This is a genomic window from Pseudomonas reactans, assembly GCF_013387025.1.
GTDB lineage: Bacteria > Pseudomonadota > Gammaproteobacteria > Pseudomonadales > Pseudomonadaceae > Aquipseudomonas > Aquipseudomonas reactans.
This window is the reverse complement of the sequence record NZ_JACAQP010000006.1, coordinates 316,207-336,628: the sequence shown is the minus strand read 5'-3', so window position 1 is coordinate 336,628 and position 20,422 is coordinate 316,207. Positions and strand designations below refer to the sequence as shown.

Sequence of the window (20,422 nt, the reverse complement as noted above, 5' to 3'; positions counted from 1 at the left end):
AAAAACACCCTTTTTTTGCTCCTTTTCGGAGCAAGAACAGCCGATCTCAGAAGCAAACGCACCAAGGCAGAGCGCAATCCGTCGGCGGTGTGTTTTTTTCCCGATCACGATCGAAAATTTCCTGAATAAAAAGGGTTGCACCCGGTTGCACCTCTGCATGCGCAAAGCTAATCTTGCCGCCAGCTGATGCCACTCGGTAGTGGCACCCATGAGGATAAGAAAATGGCTACGACCACCCTTGGGGTCAAACTCGACGACCCGACCCGCGAGCGCCTGAAGGCTGCCGCGACCTCCATTGATCGCACGCCGCACTGGCTGATCAAGCAGGCGATTTTCAATTACCTGGAGAAACTGGAGGGTGGTGCAACCCTGACCGAACTCAATGGTTTGAGCAGCAAGGACGCCGACGATGCAGGCGAGGTCCAGACCGACCACGCCCACCAGTGCTTCCTGGAGTTCGCCGAGAGCATCCTGCCGCAATCCGTATTGCGCGCCTCGATCACCGCCGCTTACCGCCGCCCCGAGCCGGAAGTGGTACCGATGCTGATCGAACAGGCTCGTCTGCCGGCCCCAATGGCCGAAGCCACCAACAAGCTGGCCGCCTCAATTGCCGAGAAACTGCGCAACCAGAAGAGTGCTGGCGGCCGTGCCGGTATTGTTCAGGGCCTGCTGCAAGAATTTTCCCTGTCGTCCCAGGAAGGCGTGGCACTGATGTGCCTGGCCGAAGCGCTGCTGCGCATCCCGGACAAAGGCACCCGCGACGCCCTGATCCGCGACAAGATCAGCACTGGCAACTGGCAGCCGCACTTGGGCAACAGCCCGTCGCTGTTCGTCAACGCCGCGACTTGGGGCCTGCTGCTGACCGGCAAACTGGTCGCCACCCACAACGAAGCAGGCCTGACTTCGTCCCTGAGCCGCATCATCGGCAAGAGCGGCGAGCCGATGATCCGCAAGGGCGTCGACATGGCGATGCGCCTGATGGGCGAGCAGTTCGTCACCGGCGAAACCATCGCCGAAGCCCTGGCCAACGCGAGCAAGTTCGAAGCCAAGGGTTTCCGCTATTCCTACGACATGCTCGGTGAAGCTGCGCTGACTGAACACGACGCGCAGAAGTACCTGGCCTCGTACGAACAAGCCATCCATTCGATCGGTAAAGCGTCCCACGGCCGTGGGATTTATGAAGGCCCGGGCATTTCCATCAAGCTGTCGGCCCTGCACCCGCGCTACAGCCGTGCGCAATACGAGCGCGTGATGGACGAGTTGTACCCGCGTCTGCTGTCCCTGACCCTGCTGGCAAAGCAATACGACATCGGCTTGAACATCGACGCCGAAGAAGCCGACCGCCTGGAGCTGTCGCTGGACCTGCTCGAACGCCTGTGCTTCGAGCCGCAACTGACCGGCTGGAACGGCATCGGTTTCGTGATCCAGGCCTACCAGAAGCGTTGCCCGTATGTGATCGACTACGTCATCGACCTGGCGCGCCGCAGCCGCCATCGCCTGATGATCCGCCTGGTAAAAGGCGCGTACTGGGACAGCGAGATCAAGCGCGCCCAAGTCGAAGGCCTGGAAGGCTACCCGGTCTACACCCGCAAGGTGTACACCGACGTTTCCTACATTGCCTGCGCACGCAAACTGCTGTCGGTGCCGGAAGTCATCTACCCGCAGTTCGCCACGCACAACGCTCACACGCTGTCGGCCATCTACCATATCGCCGGTCAGAACTATTACCCCGGCCAGTACGAGTTCCAATGCCTGCACGGCATGGGCGAACCGCTGTACGAGCAGGTTGTAGGCAAGGTTGCCGATGGCAAGCTGAACCGTCCGTGCCGTGTGTACGCTCCAGTCGGCACCCACGAGACACTGCTGGCTTACCTGGTGCGTCGCCTGCTGGAAAACGGCGCGAACACCTCGTTCGTCAACCGCATTGCCGACCAATCCATCTCCATTCAGGAGCTGGTGGCCGACCCAGTGGCCAGCATCGAGCAAATGGCCACGCTGGAAGGCGGCTTCGGCCTGCCGCACCCGCGCATCCCCTTGCCGCGTGACCTGTACGGCAGCGACCGCGCCAACTCGGCCGGTATCGACCTGGCCAACGAACACCGCCTGGCGTCGTTGTCCTGCGCCTTGCTGGCCACCGCTCACAACAACTGGAAAGCTGCGCCGATGCTCGGTTGCGCCTCCAGCGAGCAAGCGGCGGCGCCGGTACTGAACCCGTCCGACCTGCGTGACGTGGTCGGTCATGTGCAAGAAGCCACTGTCGAAGACGTCGACAACGCTATCCAGTGCGCCATCAGCGCCGGTCCGATCTGGCAGGCCACCCCGCCAGCCGAGCGCGCCGCCATCCTGGAGCGTGCCGCCGACCTGATGGAAGGCGAGATTCAGCCACTGATGGGCCTGCTGGCCCGTGAAGCCGGCAAGACCTTCGCCAACGCCATCGCCGAAGTGCGTGAAGCCGTAGACTTCCTGCGCTATTACGCGGTGCAGGCACGCAACGATTTCACCAACGACGCCCACCGCCCACTGGGCCCGGTGGTGTGCATCAGCCCGTGGAACTTCCCGCTGGCCATCTTCAGCGGCCAGGTCGCCGCCGCATTGGCCGCGGGCAACCCGGTACTGGCCAAACCGGCCGAACAAACTCCGCTGGTCGCCGCGCAAGCCGTGCGCATCCTGTTGGAAGCCGGTATTCCGGAAGGCGTGCTGCAACTGCTGCCGGGCCAGGGCGAAACCGTGGGTGCCCGCCTGGTGGGGGATGATCGCGTCAAAGGCGTGATGTTCACCGGCTCCACCGAAGTGGCGCGCCTGCTGCAACGCAATGTCGCCGGTCGTCTCGATGCCCAGGGCCGTCCGATCCCGCTGATCGCCGAAACCGGTGGCCAGAACGCGATGATCGTCGACTCCTCGGCGCTGACCGAACAAGTAGTCATCGACGTGGTGTCCTCGGCCTTCGACAGCGCCGGCCAACGCTGCTCGGCCCTGCGTGTACTGTGCCTGCAGGAAGATTCGGCAGACCGTGTCATCGAAATGCTCAAGGGCGCCATGGCGGAATGCCGTCTGGGCAACCCTGAGCGCCTGTCCGTCGACATCGGCCCGGTGATCGACGCCGAAGCCAAGGCCGGCATCGAGAAACACATCCAGGCCATGCGCGACAAAGGCCGCAATGTGTACCAGGTAGCGATTGCCGACGGTGAAGAGATCAAGCGTGGCACCTTCGTGATGCCGACCCTGATCGAGCTGGAAAGCTTCGACGAACTGCAACGCGAGATCTTCGGCCCAGTACTGCACGTGGTGCGCTATAAGCGCAAAGAGATCGACCAGCTCATCGGCCAGATCAACGCTTCCGGCTATGGCCTGACCCTGGGCGTGCACACCCGTATCGACGAGACCATCGCCAAGGTGATCGACAACGTCCATGCCGGTAACGTCTATGTGAACCGCAACATCGTGGGCGCCGTGGTCGGCGTGCAACCGTTCGGCGGCGAAGGCCTGTCGGGTACTGGCCCGAAAGCCGGTGGCCCGCTGTATCTGTACCGCCTGCTGTCGACGCGTCCTACGGATGCCATCGAGCAATCCTTCGTACGCGGCGACGCCTTGGCCGCGCCGGACGTGCGCCTGCGTGACGCCATGAGCCAGCCGCTGACCGCCCTGAAAACCTGGGCTGACAGCAACAAGTTCAGCGACCTGAGTGCCCTATGCAGCCAGTTCGCCGCGCAATCGCAAAGCGGTATCACCCGCCAATTGGCTGGCCCGACCGGCGAACGCAACAGCTACGCCATCCTGCCCCGCGAGCACGTACTGTGCCTGGCGGACGTGGAAGGTGACCTGCTGACGCAACTGGCGGCCGTGTTGGCCGTGGGCGGTTCGGCGGTATGGCCGGAATCTGACCTGACCAAGGCCTTGTTCCCACGCCTGCCTAAAGAGATTCAGGCGAAGATCAAGCGCGTGGCTGATTGGACCAAGGACGACGTAGTGTTCGACGCGGTCTTGCATCACGGTGATTCCGATCAATTGCGTGCGGTGTGCCAGCAAGTGGCCCAGCGTGGCGGAGCGATTGTCGGGGTGCATGGCTTGTCGCAGGGCGAGACGGCGATTGCGCTGGAGCGCTTGGTGATCGAGCGGGCGTTGAGCGTTAACACTGCTGCAGCAGGCGGTAACGCCAGCCTGATGACCATCGGCTAACCCTGTGGGAGCGGGCTTGCTCGCGAATGCGGAGTGTCAGTCACCTAATGTACTGACTGATCCACCGCTTTCGCGAGCAAGCCCGCTCCCACATTGACCGTGTTCCACCTTCCAACCGCGCTTTGTTCCTCCATCACCCAAATCAATCTTGCTATCCAGCCTCTATTTGCCCACCTAGACTCGGCCCTATTCCCACATAGGTAAGCCGCCATGTCCGAGACGCTGCTCAGTTCCCGCAATCTGGCTTTCGAGCTGTACGAAGTCCTCGATGCCGAGGGCCTGACCCAGCGCGAGCGGTTTGCCGAACACAATCGCGAAACCTTCGATGCGGCCATCAGCACCGCGCGAAACATCGCGGAAAAGTACTTCGCCCCGCACAACCGCAAGAACGACGAAAACGAACCGCGCTACGAAGACGGCAAGGCCATCCTGATTCCAGAGGTGAAACCCGCCGTGGACGCCTTCCTGGAAGCCGGCTTCCTCAACGCCGCGCGCAGCTTCGAAGCCGGAGGCATGCAACTGCCGACCCTGCTGTCCCAAGCCTGTTTCGCGCACTTCCAGTCGGCCAACGCCGCATCCACTTCCTACCCGTTCCTGACCATGGGCGCCGCCAACCTGATTGAAAGCTTCGGCACCGAGGATCAGAAACAACGCTTCCTGCAACCCATGATCGACGGCCGTTTCTTCGGCACCATGGCGCTCACCGAACCTCACGCCGGTTCTTCGCTGTCAGATATTCGTACACGCGCAGAGCCTGCGGCTGACGGCAGCTATCGACTCAAAGGCAACAAGATCTTCATTTCCGGCGGCGACCACCCGCTGTCGGAAAACATCGTGCACATGGTGCTGGCCAAACTGCCGGACGCGCCGGCCGGGGTGAAGGGCATTTCGTTGTTTATCGTGCCCAAGTTCCTGGTCAACGACGACGGCAGCCTGGGCGAGCGCAACGATGTATTGCTGGCCGGGCTGTTCCACAAGATGGGCTGGCGTGGCACCACGTCTACCGCGCTGAACTTCGGCGATAACGGGAATTGCATCGGCTATCTGGTGGGTAAACCGCACCAGGGGTTGAGCTGCATGTTCCAAATGATGAACGAGGCGCGGATTGGTGTCGGCATGGGCGCGGTCATGCTCGGTTACGCCGGCTACCTCTACTCCTTGGAGTACGCCCGCGAACGCCCGCAAGGTCGCCTGCCCGACAGTAAAGATCCCACGACCGCGCCGGTCTCGATCATTCAGCACGCGGACATCAAGCGCATGCTGCTCACCCAAAAATCCTACGTAGAAGGCGCCTTCGATCTCGGCCTCTACGCCGCGCGGCTGTTCGACGACACCACCACCCTGGCCACCGAAACCGAACGCAAACAAGCCCACGAACTGCTGGACCTGCTCACGCCCATCGTCAAATCCTGGCCGTCGGAGTTCTGTCTCAAGGCCAACGAACTGGCGATCCAGATTCTCGGCGGCCATGGCTATACCCGCGAATACCCTGTGGAGCAGTACTACCGCGACAACCGCCTGAACCCGATCCACGAAGGCACCCACGGCATCCAATCCCTGGATTTGCTCGGGCGTAAACTGGCGCAGAACGGCGGCGCAGGCTTGAAGCAACTCATCCGATTGATCGCCGAAACCGGCGCCCGTGCCCAGGAATACCCAAGCCTTACCGCGCTGAGGGAACCGCTGGAACAGTTGGTCAACCGCCTGCAAAGCGTCACCATCGGTTTGCTGACGGATCTCGCCCACGGCAAGGTCAACAGCAGCCTGGCGAATTCGGCGCTGTACTTGAAGGTGTTCGGGCATACGGTGATTGGCTGGCGCTGGCTGGAACAGGCGATTCACGCCGAAGCAGGCTTGGCCAAGGGCAATGCGGCGGATGTGGCCTTCTATAAAGGCAAGCTCCAGGCCGCCCGGTACTTCCTGACCTGGGAAGTGCCGAGCTGCCATCATGAACTGGCAATCTTGGAGGCCCGCGATGACACGTGCCTCGGCATGCAAGATGAGTGGTTCTAAGGCGTTCCGATCGCCTTGGAAATCACATCGACCGTGGCGCTGACTTGCTCTTGGTAACGGTCGAGTTCCTGCTGGTGCGCCTGCTGCATTTCGATCTGCTCGGCGCACAGGTTCAGCGCCGCCAGCACCAGTAGCTTGTCACCGATCAGGGTCGGGTACTTCTTCTTGGTGGTGGCCAGGGACGCCTTGAGCAGGGTCACGGCGTGCATCAGGGTTTTCTCTTCCCCGGCCGGAGCCTTGATCGAGTAATCCTCTCCGAGAATCGAAACGACCTTTATCCCTTCACTCATGCGCCGACAGGCCCTGCGCTCACACGCTCAACCAGCGCCTGGATACGCGCGGCGGTGGCACCGTGCTTTTCTTCCTGTTCCATCAGGTTCAGTTGCAGGCTGTCGTTCTCGTCCTTGGCGCGGGCCAGTTCGGCCTTGAGGGATTCGTTGGTGCCCAGCAGGTCCTGGTTCTGCTGTACCAGGTCGCTGACCAGTTGTTCCAATTGGCTGAGGGATGCTTCTAACATTTTGATTTCTCGGGCTTTTTCAAAGGGCGGTGACGATAAAGAAAATTCACCTCGGATGCCAGGGTTATCCCCGGCGCGCAGCCCGATTTTTAAGGGCCGGGCCGCACTTTCGAGCCTTAGTGACTGCATTTACCGGATCTGGTTCCTGAATCGATCAAACCCCTCGTCAGATGCGACAAAACCGCACACGCCCCTTTAGACTTTAGTCGTACGACCGATAGAGAGGGACACCCCGTCTCACGGCCGCACGGATCGCGCTTCTCCCCCAGGATTCCCGCATGTCGCTTCGTAATATGAATATCGCTCCGAGGGCCTTCCTCGGCTTCGCGTTTATTGGCGCGTTGATGTTGTTTCTCGGTGTGTTTGCCCTGAACCAGATGAGCAAGATCCGTGGCGCCACCGAAGACATCACCCTGTCCAGCGTGCCGAGCATTCGTGCGCTCGATGAATTCACCCAGCTGACCCTGCGCCTGCGCGTGCTGTCGTACCGCCTGTTGACCAACCGCGAGCCGGAGGTTCAGCAAAAAACCTTGGAAGCCTTCGAACTGCGCAACCAGCAGATCCGCACCGCCCAGGGCATTTACGAAAAACTCATCGAAAGCAGCGAAGAGCGTGCGGCCTACGACGATTACGTGCGCCTGCTCGGCCAGTACCACCAGATCGAAGAGCGCATGAAGAGCCTGTCACGCGCCAACCAGATCGAAGAACTGCGCACCCTGCTCAACACCGAACTGCTGAGCAACTCCGACCAAGTCAACGCGGTGCTCAATCGCCTGCTGGACATCAACAACAAGATGGCCCTGGCCACCAACCAGCAAGCCGAAGACCAATACAACCTGGCCTTCGACCTGGTGGTCGGCCTGCTGGTGATCGCCACGGCGCTGACCCTGCTGTTCGCCTGGCTGCTGACCCGCAGCATCACCCTGCCCATCTCCCAGGCATTGGAAGCCGCCGAAGAAGTGGCCGAAGGCAACCTGACGCGGCCGATCAAGGTCGACGGCAACGACGAAGCCGGGCGCCTGCTGGCGGCCATGGCCAAGATGCAGGACAAGTTGCGCGACACCCTGCAACGCATCGCCGGGTCCGCGACCCAACTGGCGTCTGCTGCGGAAGAACTGAACGCCGTCACCGACGAAAGCGCCCGCGGCCTGACCCAGCAGAACAATGAAATCGAACAAGCCGCTACGGCGGTGAACGAGATGACCAGTGCCGTCGAAGAAGTCGCCCGCAATGCGGTGAGCACCTCCGAGGCATCGCGCAACGCCACCACGTCCGCCGGTGATGGCCGTGATCTGGTACAGGAAACCGTCAGCGCTATCGAACGCATGAGCGGCGATGTGCAAGCCACCGCCACCTTGATTGGCGACCTGGCCAACGAGTCGCGCGACATCGGCAAGGTACTCGACGTGATTCGCGGCCTGGCTGACCAGACCAACCTGCTGGCCCTGAACGCGGCGATTGAAGCGGCACGTGCCGGTGAAGCCGGTCGCGGTTTTGCAGTGGTGGCGGACGAAGTGCGCGCCCTCGCCCATCGCACCCAGCAATCGACCAGCGAGATCGAGCGGATGATCGGCAGTATCCAGGCCGGTACCGAACACGCGGTGGATTCGATGCGCAACAGCACCGAACGCGCCGAATCGACGCTGAACATCGCCAAAGGCGCCGGGATGTCGCTGGATACCATCAATACCGCGATCGTCGAGATCAACGAACGCAACCTGGTCATCGCTAGCGCAGCGGAAGAACAGGCTCAGGTGGCGCGGGAAGTGGACCGCAACCTGGTGAACATCCGCGATCTGTCGGTGCAATCGGCCACGGGTGCCAGCCAGACCAGTGCGGCGAGCAGCGAGCTGTCGCGCCTGGCGGTGGACTTGAATGGGATGGTCGGGCGCTTCCGCCTCTAACTGACACGCCTCAGTCAAAATGTGGGAGCGGCGGTGCGACGATTCGACTTGCTCGCGAATGCAGTGGTTCAGTCAGCATATCTTTAGCTGATGTACCGCATTCGCGAGCAAGCCCGCTCCCACATTGGATCTATAGCAACCTGTAAAAGCTTTTTGACAGCGCAGCAATTCAACAGGTTAGAATCGCTGGCACGCAGACTGCATGGTCAGTTTGCGCCCCGTCTTGTTTGCTCATGGAGTACTGCCTTTGAATGCGACGACCATCAACAGCCTGTTCTTGATCGGCGCGTTGCTGGTGAGTGCGAGCATTCTGGTGAGTTCTCTTTCGTCCCGCCTGGGGATCCCGATATTGGTGATCATCCTGGCCGTGGGCATGGTTGCCGGCGTCGATGGCGGCGGCATCATCTTTGATAACTACCCAACCGCCTACCTGGTGGGCAACCTCGCCCTGGCCGTAATCCTGCTCGATGGCGGTTTGCGCACACGGGTGGCGAGTTTCCGCGTGGCACTCTGGCCAGCCTTGTCGCTGGCCACGGTGGGGGTGTTGATTACCACCGGCCTCACCGGCATGGCCGCGGCCTGGCTGTTTGACCTCAATATCATCCAAGGCTTGTTGATTGGCGCGATTGTCGGCTCGACGGACGCCGCGGCAGTGTTCTCGCTGCTCGGTGGCAAGGGCCTCAACGAACGGGTCACCGCGAGCCTGGAAATCGAATCCGGCAGTAACGACCCCATGGCGGTGTTCCTCACCGTCACCTTGATCGACATGCTAGCCAGCGGCCAGACCGGCCTGCACTGGAGCCTGCTGACTCACTTGGTGCGCGAGTTCGGCATCGGCGGCGTGGTCGGCCTGGGCGGCGGCTGGCTGATGCTGCAAATGGTCAACCGCATCAACCTGGCCACCGGCCTGTACCCGATCCTGGTGATCGCTGGCGGCCTGTTCGTGTTCGCCGTGACCAACGCCCTGCACGGCAGCGGCTTCCTCGCCGTGTACCTGTGCGGCCTGGTGATCGGCAACCGCCCGGTGCGCAGCCGTCATGGCATTTTGCATATGCTCGACGGCATGGCCTGGCTGGCACAGATCGGCATGTTCCTGGTACTGGGCCTGCTGGTCACGCCCCACGACTTGCTGCCCATCGCGTTGCCGGCCCTGGGCTTGGCGCTGTGGATGATTCTGTTTGCGCGGCCATTGTCAGTAATGGTCGGCCTGCTGCCTTTCAAAGCGTTCCACGGTCGGGAAAAAGCCTTTATCGCCTGGGTCGGCCTGCGGGGCGCGGTGCCGATCATTCTGGCGGTGTTCCCGCTGATGGCCGGGTTGCCCCATGCGCAGCTGTACTTCAACCTCGCGTTCTTTATCGTGCTGGTGTCGCTGCTGGTGCAGGGCACAAGCCTGCCGTGGGTGGCCAAGCTGCTCAAAGTCACCGTACCGCCGGATCCGGCGCCGATTTCCCGTGCCGCGCTGGAAGTGCATGTCACCAGCGAGTGGGAGCTTTTCGTCTACCGCCTGGGCGCGGAAAAATGGTGCATCGGCGCCGCGCTGCGTGAGCTGAAAATGCCCGAAGGCACGCGGATCGCCGCGCTGTTCCGTGGCCAGCAACTGCTCCATCCGTCGGGTAGTACCGTGCTGGAAGTCGGCGACCTGCTCTGCGTGATCGGCCATGAACACAACTTGCCGGCCCTGGGCAAACTGTTCAGCCAGGCCCCGCAACGCGGTCTGGACCTGCGTTTCTTCGGCGACTTCGTGCTGGAAGGCGACGCCCAGTTGGGCGCGGTTTCCGCGCTGTACGGCCTGAAGTTGGAAGGCATCGACCCGGATATGCCGCTGAGCAGTTTCATCACCCAGAAAGTCGGCGGCGCGCCCATCGTCGGCGACCAGGTGGAATGGAACAACACCATCTGGACCGTCGCGGTCATGGACGGGAACAAGATTGGCAAAGTGGGCGTCAGATTCCCCGAAGGAAGTCGCCCGGGCCCCGGACTCTTCCTCTAAACTGCGGGGCGACGACGCCCCCGATTCTTCACCTTGCAAGACCGGTCTCTATGCCTACCCTGCGCACGTTCCTCGCCACTGCCCTGCTGGGCCTGACCCTTTGTGTCGGCACCGTTCACGCGGCCGACCCGCCCAGCGCCGACGCCATCCAGCAAACCCTGGACAAGCTGCCCGACCGCAAGCTGCCCGACGCCGACATGAAGGCCCTGCAGACCATCCTGCAGCAGACCTTGACGTACCTGGGCAACAAGCAGGATTACGAGCAGCGGCTGGTCGACCTCAAGCGCCAGCTGGAAGACGCGCCGCGCGAGACCGCCGACAACCAGCGCGAACTGACCCGGCTCAAGGCCACTAAAATCATCCCGGTCGCCCAGCGCTATGCCACCCTGCCGGTGCCGCAGCTGGAGCAACTGCTGGTGCAGCGCACCACCCAGCAAGGCGACCTGCAAAAAGAACTGGCCGACGCCAACAGCCTGTCCATCGCCGCCCAGACCCGCCCCGAGCGCGCCCAGACCGAAATCAGCAGCAGCCAGACGCGCATCCTGCAGATCAACTCGATCCTCAAGGCCGGCAAGGACAACGGCAAGACCCTCAGCGGTGACCAGCGCAACCAGCTCAATGCCGAACTGGCCGCCCTCAACGCACTGATCCCGCTGCGCCGCCAGGAACTGGCCGGCAACAGCCAACTGCAAGACCTGGGCAACAGCCAGCACGACCTGGTGATGGAAAAAACCGCGCGCCTGGAACAAGAGATCCAGGACCTGCAAACCCTGATCAACCAGAAACGCCTGGCCCAGTCCCAACAAACGGTGACCCAGCAGTCCATCGAAGCGCAAAAAGCCGGCGGCAGCAGCCTGCTGGCCACGGAAAGCGCGGCCAACCTGAAGCTGTCCGACTACCTGCTCAAAAGCACCGACCGCCTCAATGACCTGACCCAGAAGAACCTGAAAACCAAGCAGCAACTCGACACGGTGACCCAGAGCGACTCGGCCCTGGACGAGCAGATCAACGTACTCAAGGGCAGCCTGTTGCTGTCCAAGATCCTCTACAAACAGAAACAAGCCTTGCCACGCCTGACCGTGGATCGCGACCTGGCGGACGACATCGCCAACATTCGCCTGTACCAGTTCGAGGTCAACCAGCAACGCGAACTGATCAGTTCGCCGAGTGCCTATGTGGATAACTTGCTGGCGAATCAAGCGCCGGAAGACGTCACCCCGCAACTGCGTCGCACCTTGCTGGAACTGGCGATTACCCGCAGCGATCTGCTGGAGCGCCTGAGCCGTGAGCTGAGCGCGCTGCTCAACGAATCCATTACCCTGCAACTGAACCAGAAACAACTGCTCAGCACCGCCACCACCCTGCGCGCGACGCTGGATGAGCAGATGTTCTGGATCCCCAGCAACAAGCCGCTGGACACCGAATGGCTGGAAACCGTGCCGGCGCACCTGAGCAAGCAAGTTGCCACCCTGCCCTGGGCGTCCAGCGTCAGCGAACTGTACGACGGCCTGACCCAGCGCCCATTGCTGTTCCTGCCCCTGCTGCTGTTGATCGGCGCGTTGCTGTGGCGTCGTAAAAACCTGTACCAGCGCCTGAACAAGGTGCACCTGGACATCGGCCACTTCAAGCGCGACAGCCAGTGGCACACGCCCCAGGCCATCCTGATCAACATCCTGCTGGCGATGCCGGTGTCCCTCGGCCTGGCGCTGTGCGGGTATGCGCTGCAAATCGACGCCCGTGGGCAAAACGCCAACCTCGGTTCAGCCCTGCTGCAGATCGCCCAGGCCTGGCTGGTGTTCTACACCGCCTATCGCATCCTGGCGCCCGGTGGCGTGGCCGAACTGCACTTCCGCTGGGAAAAACCCCAGGTCGAATTCCTGCAAGGCTGGGTACGCAAGCTCGGGTTGGTGGTACTGGCGCTGGTGGCCGTGGTGGCCATCGCTGAACACCAACCGGCGGCGCTGGCCGACGACGTGCTGGGCATCGGCGTGGTACTCACCTGCTACGCACTGATGGCCTGGCTGCTCGGCCGACTGTTGCTCAACAGCCCGACCCATGAAAAAGCCTCGCTGTTCCGCAAGGCCGTGGGCCTGTTGTTTACCGCGTTGCCGGTCGCGCTGTTTATCGCCGTGTGTTTTGGCTACTACTACACCGCACTCAAGCTCAGTGACCGCCTGATCAACACCCTGTACCTGCTGATGTTCTGGCTGGTGATCGAGGCCACTTTCGTTCGCGGCCTGGGCGTTGCCGCCCGACGCCTGGCCTATGCGCGCGCCCTGGCCAAACGCCAAGCCGCCAAGGAAGCCGGCGACGGCGAAGCAGTGATCGAAGAACCGACCCTGGACATCGAACAGGTCAACGAACAGTCCATGCGCCTGATCCGCCTGGCCTTGCTCGGCGGCTTTATAGCGGCGCTGTACTGGGTGTGGTCGGACCTGATCTCGGTGTTTTCGTACCTGGATAACGTCACGCTGTACGAATACACCAGCGGCACCGGCGCCAATATCAGCATGGTGCCGATCAGCATCGGTGACCTGCTCGGTGCGTTGATCATCATCGGCATCACTTTCGCCCTGGCGCGCAACCTGCCCGGCCTGCTCGAAGTGCTGGTGCTGTCCAAGCTGGACCTGGCCCAGGGCAGTGCCTATGCGACCACCACGTTGCTGTCGTATGTGATTGCCGGCGTCGGCTTCGTCTCCACCCTGTCCACCCTCGGCGTGAGCTGGGACAAGTTGCAATGGCTGGTGGCGGCGCTGTCGGTGGGCTTGGGCTTTGGTATGCAGGAAATCTTCGCCAACTTCATCTCCGGCATCATGATCCTGTTCGAACGCCCGGTGCGCATCGGCGACACCATCACCATCGGCAACCTGTCGGGCACCGTGAGCAAGATCCGCATCCGCGCCACCACGATCACTGACTTTGACCGCAAGGACATCATTGTCCCGAACAAAACCTTCATCACTGGGCAACTGATCAACTGGTCGCTGACCGACACCATCACCCGCGTCACCCTCAAACTCGGTGTCGACTACGGCTCCGACCTGGACCGCGTGAAGGAACTGCTGCTCAAGGCCGCCCGCGACAACCCACGGGTACTCAAGGAGCCAGAGCCCCACGTGTACTTCCTCAACTTCGGCGAAAGCACCCTCGACCACGAACTGCGCATGCACGTGCGCGACCTGGGCGACCGCAACCCGGTGATCGACGAAGTGAACCGCTTTATCAACCGCGAGTTCAAGAAAGAGAGCATCAACATTTCGTTCCGCCAGATGGAGGTCTACCTCAAGAACCTCCACGGCCAGGAATACAAGTTGGTGGAAGTCGACACCCCACCCGCCAAGCCCGCCAACGACGGCGGCGTGCAGGAACCACCGCCGAGCAAACTCGACTAACCGCGCTATCCCCAGCAGAATGCTCGGACATTCTGCTGGAGATGGCCGGTGAAAGCCCTCGACGAACTGACCTTCGACAACCGCTTCGCACGCCTGGGCGACGCGTTTTCGACCCACGTACTGCCTGAGCCCCTCGACGCGCCGCGCCTGGTCGTGGCGAGCGAGGCCGCCCTGGCCCTGCTCGACCTCGACCCCGCCGTGGCCGAAACGCCGGTATTTGCCGAACTGTTTGGCGGCCACAAATTGTGGGCCGAAGCAGAGCCTCGGGCGATGGTCTATTCCGGGCATCAGTTCGGCGGCTACACCCCGCAACTGGGCGATGGCCGTGGCTTGTTGCTGGGCGAGGTGTACAACGAAGCCGGCGAGCACTGGGACCTGCACCTCAAGGGCGCCGGGATGACGCCTTACTCACGCATGGGCGATGGTCGCGCCGTGTTGCGCTCGTCGATCCGCGAATTTCTGGCCTCCGAAGCGCTGCACGCGCTGGGCATTCCGAGCAGCCGTGCCTTGTGCGTGATCGGCTCCGACACCCCGGTGTGGCGTGAGAAGCAGGAACGTGGCGCGATGGTATTGCGCATGGCGCACAGCCATATCCGCTTCGGCCATTTCGAATACTTCTACTACACCAAAAAGCCCGAGCAGCAGGCGCTGTTGGCCGAACACGTATTGAACCTGCACTACCCCGAGTGCCGCGAACAGCCCGAGCCGTACCTGGCGATGTTCCGAGAAATCGTCGAGCGCAATGCCGAGCTGATCGCCAAATGGCAGGCTTACGGCTTCTGCCACGGCGTGATGAACACCGACAATATGTCGATCCTTGGCATCACCTTCGACTTCGGGCCGTTTGCGTTCCTGGATGACTTTGACGCGCACTTCATCTGCAACCACTCGGATCACGAAGGGCGCTATTCCTTCAGCAATCAGGTGCCGATCGGCCAGTGGAACCTCAGCGCATTGGCGCAAGCACTGACGCCGTTTATCAGCGTCGACGCCTTGAAAGAAGCCCTTGGGCTGTACCTGCCGCTGTATCAGGCGAACTACCTGGACCTGATGCGCCGCCGCCTGGGACTCACCACCGCCGAAGACGATGACCAGCACCTGGTCGAGCGGTTGTTGAAGCTGATGCAGAACAGCGGCGTGGATTACACCCTGTTCTTCCGCCGCCTGGGGGATGAGTCGGCGGCGTTGGCCGTGGCGCGGTTGCGCGATGACTTTGTCGACCTGGCCGGGTTTGATGCCTGGGCCGAGCAGTACAAGGCGCGTGTTGAACGGGATGGGGAATACAGCGAGGAACAGCGCCGTGCGCGGATGCACGCGGTGAACCCGCTGTATATCTTGCGCAACTATCTGGCGCAAAACGCCATCGAGGCCGCCGAATCCGGGGATTACAGCGAGGTGCGACGACTGCATGAGGTGCTTTCCAAGCCGTTTGAGGAGCAGCCGGGGATGGAGCAATACGCACAGCGTCCGCCGGATTGGGGGAAGCATTTGGAGATCAGTTGTTCGTCTTAAGGAGGCGTATCCAGAAGATCGCCCACCGTCTTAGTCATGATCAGATGAACATGTCCACCGGCACCTTGAAGAACTCCGCCAGCCAACGAATCTGCCGAACGTTCAGCTGGCGTTTTCCACTCAGGATTTCTGAGACAACCGATTGAGCGCCTACGCCAGGCAGATCACTTTGCGTCAAACCATGTTCCTGCATCATTGAGCGCAGTACATCAACTCCGCTCGCCTCAGGTATTGGCCAATGCTCTAAGTCGTAGGCCTCAACCCAGTCACCGATGATATCGACCAGCCCCATCAGCGGATGGGTTTCATCGTCCCCCACGATATCCAGCAATTCGTCGAGCGCCTCGACCAACAGATCGTAATCTGCCTCGGTTTTCGGCTTACGCAACAAGGGTGATACAAACTGCCAATGCTCGGCGACTTGCTCGATCAATACACTCATTTTTCCCATGACTCCTTCCACTTACCCTTGTCGTATTCACGATGGTCCAAAACATGCCGGATATAGAGACGCTGCATTCGATAGCGCACGATGGCAACAAGGCGGAGCTTGTTGCCTCCGATATTGAACACATGCAGCGCCCCAACTTTATCCACAGCAGGGAAAACGGCTCTCAACGTCGCAAAATCTTCAGGGCTGATGACTTTGACCTTACGATGCCACTCATCCAGAGCACTGGCTGAGTGAGGCCATTTTTCCTTGGCATTTCGTATTTGCTTCGCACTGATCACTCGCATGCAACATCCCTATCGCATCTTGCTATGAAGGTTAAACCCGAACGCTGACTATCGCAATTTGCTATAGAGCCGATCGGACCGGTGGTGCTTTGTCGAACACGCTTTCACAGCCTAGATAGGCACGCGCAATCGACGCGCAAAAATCTGTGAGCATATGCAACGTCGCTTAGAACTTGATAACACCTGCGCCCGACTCCACATTGAGCTCCACTGACTGCTTTCGTTGGAGCCCCACCATGTCCGAACCTCGTGTAATCCCTTGCCCCCACTGCAACGGCCTCAACCGCATCCCCGGCGAACGCCTGGGCGATGCGCCCAAATGCGGGCGCTGCAAGCAGCCGGTTTTGTTGAGCAAGCCGTTTGAGCTGAAACAAGGCGACTACGCCAGCCAGATCAAAGGCGACCTGCCGTTGCTGGTGGATGTATGGGCCGACTGGTGCGGGCCATGTAAATCGTTTGCGCCGGTGTTCGAGCAGGCGGCCGGGCAGTTGGCGGGCAAGTGCCGATTGGCCAAGCTGGATAGCGAGGCCAATCAGCAGTTGTCGGCGCAGTTGGGGATTCGCTCGATTCCCAGCTTGATTCTGTTCAAGAACGGCCGCGAAGTGGCGCGCCAGAGCGGGGCGTTTCCGTTGCCGCAGTTGATAGCCTGGCTACGCAGTCAGGGCGTGTAAATCGCCTCTAAGAACAACACCAACCTAATGTGGGAGCGGGCTTGCTCGCTCCCACATTTTTTGACCGCGTTTTAGCCTCAGGCCACCGGGGCTTCACGGTCCATCATCTGGCCGACCAGCAGTACACCTAGCTCGCTCAATTGGTGGATCGCCAGTGCCACGTCGCGGTGTTCGCCGGTGAGGTCGTTGGACAAGTTGAGCAACAGGGTGCGGACGGAGGAGAAGGTTTCGTAGCTGTTGAGGACGAGGGTTTCGGTGGGGAGGTTGGGGGTGACGGTATAAAGGTTAACCATGGATCGTCTCCGAGCAGGAGCCGCAACCGACCGCTACTAAACGGGGGTGGCAGCTGTACGCAGGTTAGTAGACCGGGAGACGCAACCGGCGCGCTCAAGAGCGCCCTCCGTACAGCCACCATCAAATTCAGGAAGGTCCTGATCGACGATTTTGCTGTACGTCTCAACACGGGCTACTAAACCCGACCACTGAGAATTCAGTGGCCCGAGAACCTTAAGAGAAGCCCATCCAGACGCACAAGCCAGCGGATTCTGGAGTACCTGTAGGCAACGTTACAAGGCTTAACCCCTATAGCCAGACCCTTCCTACACCCCCTGTAAGAAGGATCGACATCGATCACGCGTTTTCCAGCAGGTTATGCAACTCCACAAACTGCTGCGTCAGCTTATGCCGTGGGTCCAGGTGGATCAGCGGCTTGCTCTCCTGGTGTGACTCGCGCATGCGCACGGAGCTGGCCAGGTACACCGGCAATACCGGCAACCCTTCAGCAATCAATTCATCAAGCATCTGCTGCGGCAACGTCGCCCGGGCCTGGAACTGGTTGACCACAATGCCTTCCACCTCAAGGCCTTCGTTGTGGTCTTCCTTCAATTCTTCGATTTCCGCCAGCAGGCCATACAGGGCCTGACGCGAGAAGCTGTCGCAATCGAAGGGGATCAGTACGCGATCAGCGGCAATCAGCGCCGAAACGGCATAAAAATTCAGGGCTGGCGGTGTATCCAGGTAGATCCGGTCGTAATCCTCGCTCAGATCATCCAGCAGCTTTCGCAGCTTGTTGATCTTGTGCTTGGCCTCAAGCTTGGGCTGCAGGTCGGCCAACTCCGGGGTTGCGGTGATGACGTGCAGGTTGTCGAACGGGGTTTCGTAGATATCTACCTTGTTCTTCTTGGAAAACGGCCCGGAAGACAGGGTTTGCTTGAAAAAATCCGCGATCCCCATGGGGATATCGTCGCCGGTCAGCCCCGTGAGGTACTGGGTTGAGTTGGCTTGTGCATCGAGGTCCACCAACAGGGTTCGATAACCTTCGCTGGCGCTGACTGCCGCCAGGTTGCAGGCAATGCTGGACTTGCCAACGCCGCCTTTCTGATTGAACACCACACGCCGCATGGAAAAACCTCCGTGTATCAATGAATGTCCGAGTGTAGAGGGCAAAAGCGCCTGTTAGCTACCTCGTTCATCCATGCACTGCTGCATCACGGCCGATCGGCGACCTGCCTGTCATACGCAGCCGACAGATTAAAAAGAACGGTCCGACAATCCAATCAGCCCCTTGGTAAAGGACAATCTGTAAATCCTTTCCACTATTTTGTAATCAACCGTGCACAAATCTTTACCAAAGTTTGCTAGAACCCCACGGCACCGGGATAATGCGCGCCATTCGACTATTGTTCCCTGTCCCGGTATTCGGGGCCAAAAGTCGCACATGGAAGCCCGCAGGGGCGGGATAACTTCTCAGTGATCAACTTCAACATCGCCCAATGGCGCGCCTGGGCCCCTGGCCTGGAGAGTGCGGACGACTGGCACTCATGGTGCCAGGCCCCGGTGTTGCTGCCTGCCAGCGAAGCCTGCCCCGATGTGTCATTCCTGCCGGCCATGCAACGCCGCCGCCTGAGCCGCCTGGCGCGCATGGCGTTCAGCGTGGGCTGGCCACTGGCCGAGGGTTTGCAGGACCTGCCGCTGGTGTTTGTCTCCCGGCATGGCGAGACCCCGCGCACCCTCGACATTCTCAGTGACCTGGCCAACGACCAGCCGCTGTCGCCGACCCAGTTCAGCCTGTCAGTGCACAACGCGGTGATTGGCCTGTGGTCGATCCTGCGCAATGAGACCAGCGAAATGACCGCCCTCGCCGCTGCGGGTGACGGCCTGGAACACGGCATGCTCGAAGCCGCCGCGCTGCTCAACGAAGGCGCGCCGGCGGTGTTGCTGGTGATCACCGAAGAACAGCCGCCCGAGGCTTACGCCAGCTGGATTCACGACGTGCCCTTCCCCTACGCCCTTGGCCTGCTGCTGACACCGGGCGACGAGTGGCAGCTGGAACTGAACAGCGGCACTGTCCAACCCACTCAACCCCAGTGGCCCCACGCCCTGAACCTGCTGCGCACCCTGCTCACCGAACAGGTCGCCTGCCAACATGCCTGGAAGAACCGTGTATGGAACTGGCAACGCAAGCCCTGAACGAGAAACCACGGGACGCCTACTACTGGCGCCTGTTCGCCACCGCCGCCAGCTTCGCGCTGTTCGGCTTCGGCGGCCTGTGCCTGCGTTTGCTGGTGTTCCCGCTGCTCAGTTGCCTGCCAGGGGACGCTGCCAAACACCGCAGCCGCGCCCGCCACACCATCAGTTGGCTGTTCTGGTTCTTTATTCGCCTGATGCAGCGCGCCGGCGTGCTCACCTACAGTGTCGAAGGCGCGGAAAAACTCGGCCGCCCTGGCCAGATGATCATCGCCAACCACCCGTCGTTGATCGACGTGGTGTTCCTGATTGGACTGGTGCGCCAGGCCAACTGCGTGGTCAAGCAGAGCCTGTGGCAGAACCCCTTCACCCGTGGGCCGGTGCGCGACGCGGGCTATATCAGCAACGACGGCAGTGCCGAAATGCTCGATGCGGCGGCTGACGCCCTGCGCAGCGGCCAGACCCTGATCATCTTTCCCGAAGGCACCCGCACCACACCCGGCGCGGCGCCTGCCTTTCATCGCGGCGGCGCCGCCATTGCGCTGCGCGGTGCGACAATCATCACCCCCGTGGTGATCAAGGTCAGCCCCACCACGCTGACCAAGGCCGAACCCTGGTATCGCATCCCAAAATGCCGCGTGCACTTCAGTTTGCGGGTGGGTGCCGATATAGAACCACAGGCGTTCGCATCAATGGGGCCCGCGCCCCAGGCCTCACGCAAGCTCAACGATTACCTGCATCACTTTTTTATTAAGGAGCTCGCCGAAGATGAGCGACCAACACCGCCTTGAGCACGACATAAAGACGCTGATCATCGAGGCCCTGGGCCTGGAAGACATCAGTGTCGACGACATCGGCAGCGAGCAGACCCTGTTCGGCGAAGGCCTCGGCCTGGATTCGGTAGACGCCCTGGAATTGGGCCTGGCGATCCAGAAAAAGTACGGCATCAAGATCGATGCCGACGCCAAGGACACCCGCAATCACTTCACCAACGTGGCCAGCCTTGCGGCGTTCGTCACGGCCAGACAGGCAGCTTGAGACCG

16 protein-coding genes and 1 pseudogene are annotated in these 20,422 nt (G+C 61.1%); 11 read left to right on the top strand and 6 right to left on the bottom strand.

Annotation, left to right across the window (positions count from 1 at the left end; genetic code table 11):
- The first annotated feature begins 222 nt into the window (after positions 1 to 222).
- Positions 223 to 4,176, top strand: a complete 3,954-nt coding sequence (putA, locus tag HX793_RS07975) for a trifunctional transcriptional regulator/proline dehydrogenase/L-glutamate gamma-semialdehyde dehydrogenase (RefSeq protein ID WP_177058864.1) — start codon at positions 223 to 225, stop codon at positions 4,174 to 4,176.
- A 210-nt stretch (positions 4,177 to 4,386) separates the two neighbouring features.
- Positions 4,387 to 6,189: an acyl-CoA dehydrogenase gene (locus HX793_RS07970; RefSeq protein ID WP_177058863.1), complete on the top strand. Its 1,803-nt coding sequence runs from the start codon at positions 4,387 to 4,389 to the stop codon at positions 6,187 to 6,189.
- On the opposite strand, the gene HX793_RS07965 is transcribed toward HX793_RS07970, so the two are convergent.
- Together HX793_RS07965 and HX793_RS07960 are read right to left on the bottom strand one after the other, a co-directional pair.
- Complete coding sequence (locus tag HX793_RS07965; protein WP_016977202.1) at positions 6,186 to 6,479, bottom strand: cell division protein ZapA; 294 nt, start codon at positions 6,477 to 6,479, stop codon at positions 6,186 to 6,188. The genes HX793_RS07970 and HX793_RS07965 overlap by 4 nt on opposite strands.
- On the bottom strand, positions 6,476 to 6,706 hold the full coding sequence (locus tag HX793_RS07960; RefSeq protein WP_016977201.1) for a hypothetical protein: 231 nt from the start codon (positions 6,704 to 6,706) through the stop codon (positions 6,476 to 6,478). Before HX793_RS07960 ends, HX793_RS07965 begins: the two co-directional genes overlap by 4 nt.
- Positions 6,707 to 6,984: 278 nt before the next feature.
- Here HX793_RS07960 and HX793_RS31995 point away from each other — a divergent pair.
- From HX793_RS31995 to selO, 5 genes and pseudogenes are all read left to right on the top strand, one after another.
- Positions 6,985 to 7,707: pseudogene (locus HX793_RS31995) on the top strand (MCP four helix bundle domain-containing protein); the annotation flags it as partial.
- A gap of 30 nt (positions 7,708 to 7,737) precedes the next feature.
- The gene (locus tag HX793_RS31990; protein WP_370694346.1) at positions 7,738 to 8,610 is read left to right on the top strand and encodes a methyl-accepting chemotaxis protein; all 873 of its coding nucleotides are present in this window, start codon (positions 7,738 to 7,740) and stop codon (positions 8,608 to 8,610) included.
- A 247-nt stretch (positions 8,611 to 8,857) separates the two neighbouring features.
- Entirely contained in the window at positions 8,858 to 10,600 is a 1,743-nt protein-coding gene (locus HX793_RS07950; protein ID WP_016977199.1) for a potassium/proton antiporter, read from the top strand.
- Between the two features lie 50 nt (positions 10,601 to 10,650).
- Positions 10,651 to 13,992 carry a mechanosensitive channel MscK gene (gene mscK / locus HX793_RS07945; RefSeq protein ID WP_177094626.1) on the top strand — a complete coding sequence of 1,114 codons (3,342 nt, stop codon included), beginning with the start codon at positions 10,651 to 10,653 and terminating at the stop codon, positions 13,990 to 13,992.
- A gap of 48 nt (positions 13,993 to 14,040) precedes the next feature.
- On the top strand, positions 14,041 to 15,504 hold the full coding sequence (gene selO, locus HX793_RS07940) for a protein adenylyltransferase SelO (protein WP_177051609.1): 1,464 nt from the start codon (positions 14,041 to 14,043) through the stop codon (positions 15,502 to 15,504).
- 40 nt (positions 15,505 to 15,544) lie between these two features.
- Here selO and HX793_RS07935 read toward each other — a convergent pair whose 3' ends face one another.
- Together HX793_RS07935 and HX793_RS07930 are read right to left on the bottom strand one after the other, a co-directional pair.
- The gene (locus HX793_RS07935; protein WP_016979222.1) at positions 15,545 to 15,946 is read right to left on the bottom strand and encodes a helix-turn-helix domain-containing protein; all 402 of its coding nucleotides are present in this window, start codon (positions 15,944 to 15,946) and stop codon (positions 15,545 to 15,547) included.
- Entirely contained in the window at positions 15,943 to 16,242 is a 300-nt protein-coding gene (locus HX793_RS07930) for a type II toxin-antitoxin system HigB family toxin (protein ID WP_016979221.1), read from the bottom strand. The genes HX793_RS07935 and HX793_RS07930 overlap by 4 nt, the downstream gene beginning before the upstream one ends.
- 236 nt (positions 16,243 to 16,478) lie before the next feature.
- On the opposite strand from HX793_RS07930, the gene trxC reads away from it, so the two are divergent.
- Positions 16,479 to 16,913 carry a thioredoxin TrxC gene (gene trxC / locus HX793_RS07925; protein WP_177051611.1) on the top strand — a complete coding sequence of 145 codons (435 nt, stop codon included), beginning with the start codon at positions 16,479 to 16,481 and terminating at the stop codon, positions 16,911 to 16,913.
- A gap of 77 nt (positions 16,914 to 16,990) precedes the next feature.
- Here the strand turns inward: trxC and HX793_RS07920 are convergent, their stop codons facing one another.
- Entirely contained in the window at positions 16,991 to 17,206 is a 216-nt protein-coding gene (locus tag HX793_RS07920; RefSeq protein WP_177051612.1) for a DUF6124 family protein, read from the bottom strand.
- Positions 17,207 to 17,543: 337 nt separating this feature from the next.
- A complete protein-coding gene (locus HX793_RS07915) occupies positions 17,544 to 18,314 on the bottom strand; it encodes a ParA family protein (protein WP_016979218.1) in 771 nt (256 codons plus the stop codon).
- A 348-nt stretch (positions 18,315 to 18,662) separates the two neighbouring features.
- Here HX793_RS07915 and HX793_RS07910 point away from each other — a divergent pair, with 348 nt between their 5' ends.
- Genes HX793_RS07910 through HX793_RS07900 form a run of 3 tightly spaced genes read left to right on the top strand, consistent with a single transcriptional unit; the run spans position 18,663 to position 20,417 of the window.
- Positions 18,663 to 19,382: a beta-ketoacyl synthase chain length factor gene (locus HX793_RS07910; protein WP_177058858.1), complete on the top strand. Its 720-nt coding sequence runs from the start codon at positions 18,663 to 18,665 to the stop codon at positions 19,380 to 19,382.
- On the top strand, positions 19,358 to 20,170 hold the full coding sequence (locus tag HX793_RS07905) for a lysophospholipid acyltransferase family protein (RefSeq protein ID WP_095014411.1): 813 nt from the start codon (positions 19,358 to 19,360) through the stop codon (positions 20,168 to 20,170). The genes HX793_RS07910 and HX793_RS07905 overlap by 25 nt, the downstream gene beginning before the upstream one ends.
- On the top strand, positions 20,148 to 20,417 hold the full coding sequence (locus HX793_RS07900; protein ID WP_014716603.1) for a phosphopantetheine-binding protein: 270 nt from the start codon (positions 20,148 to 20,150) through the stop codon (positions 20,415 to 20,417). Before HX793_RS07905 ends, HX793_RS07900 begins: the two co-directional genes overlap by 23 nt.
- Positions 20,418 to 20,422 lie beyond the last annotated feature (5 nt).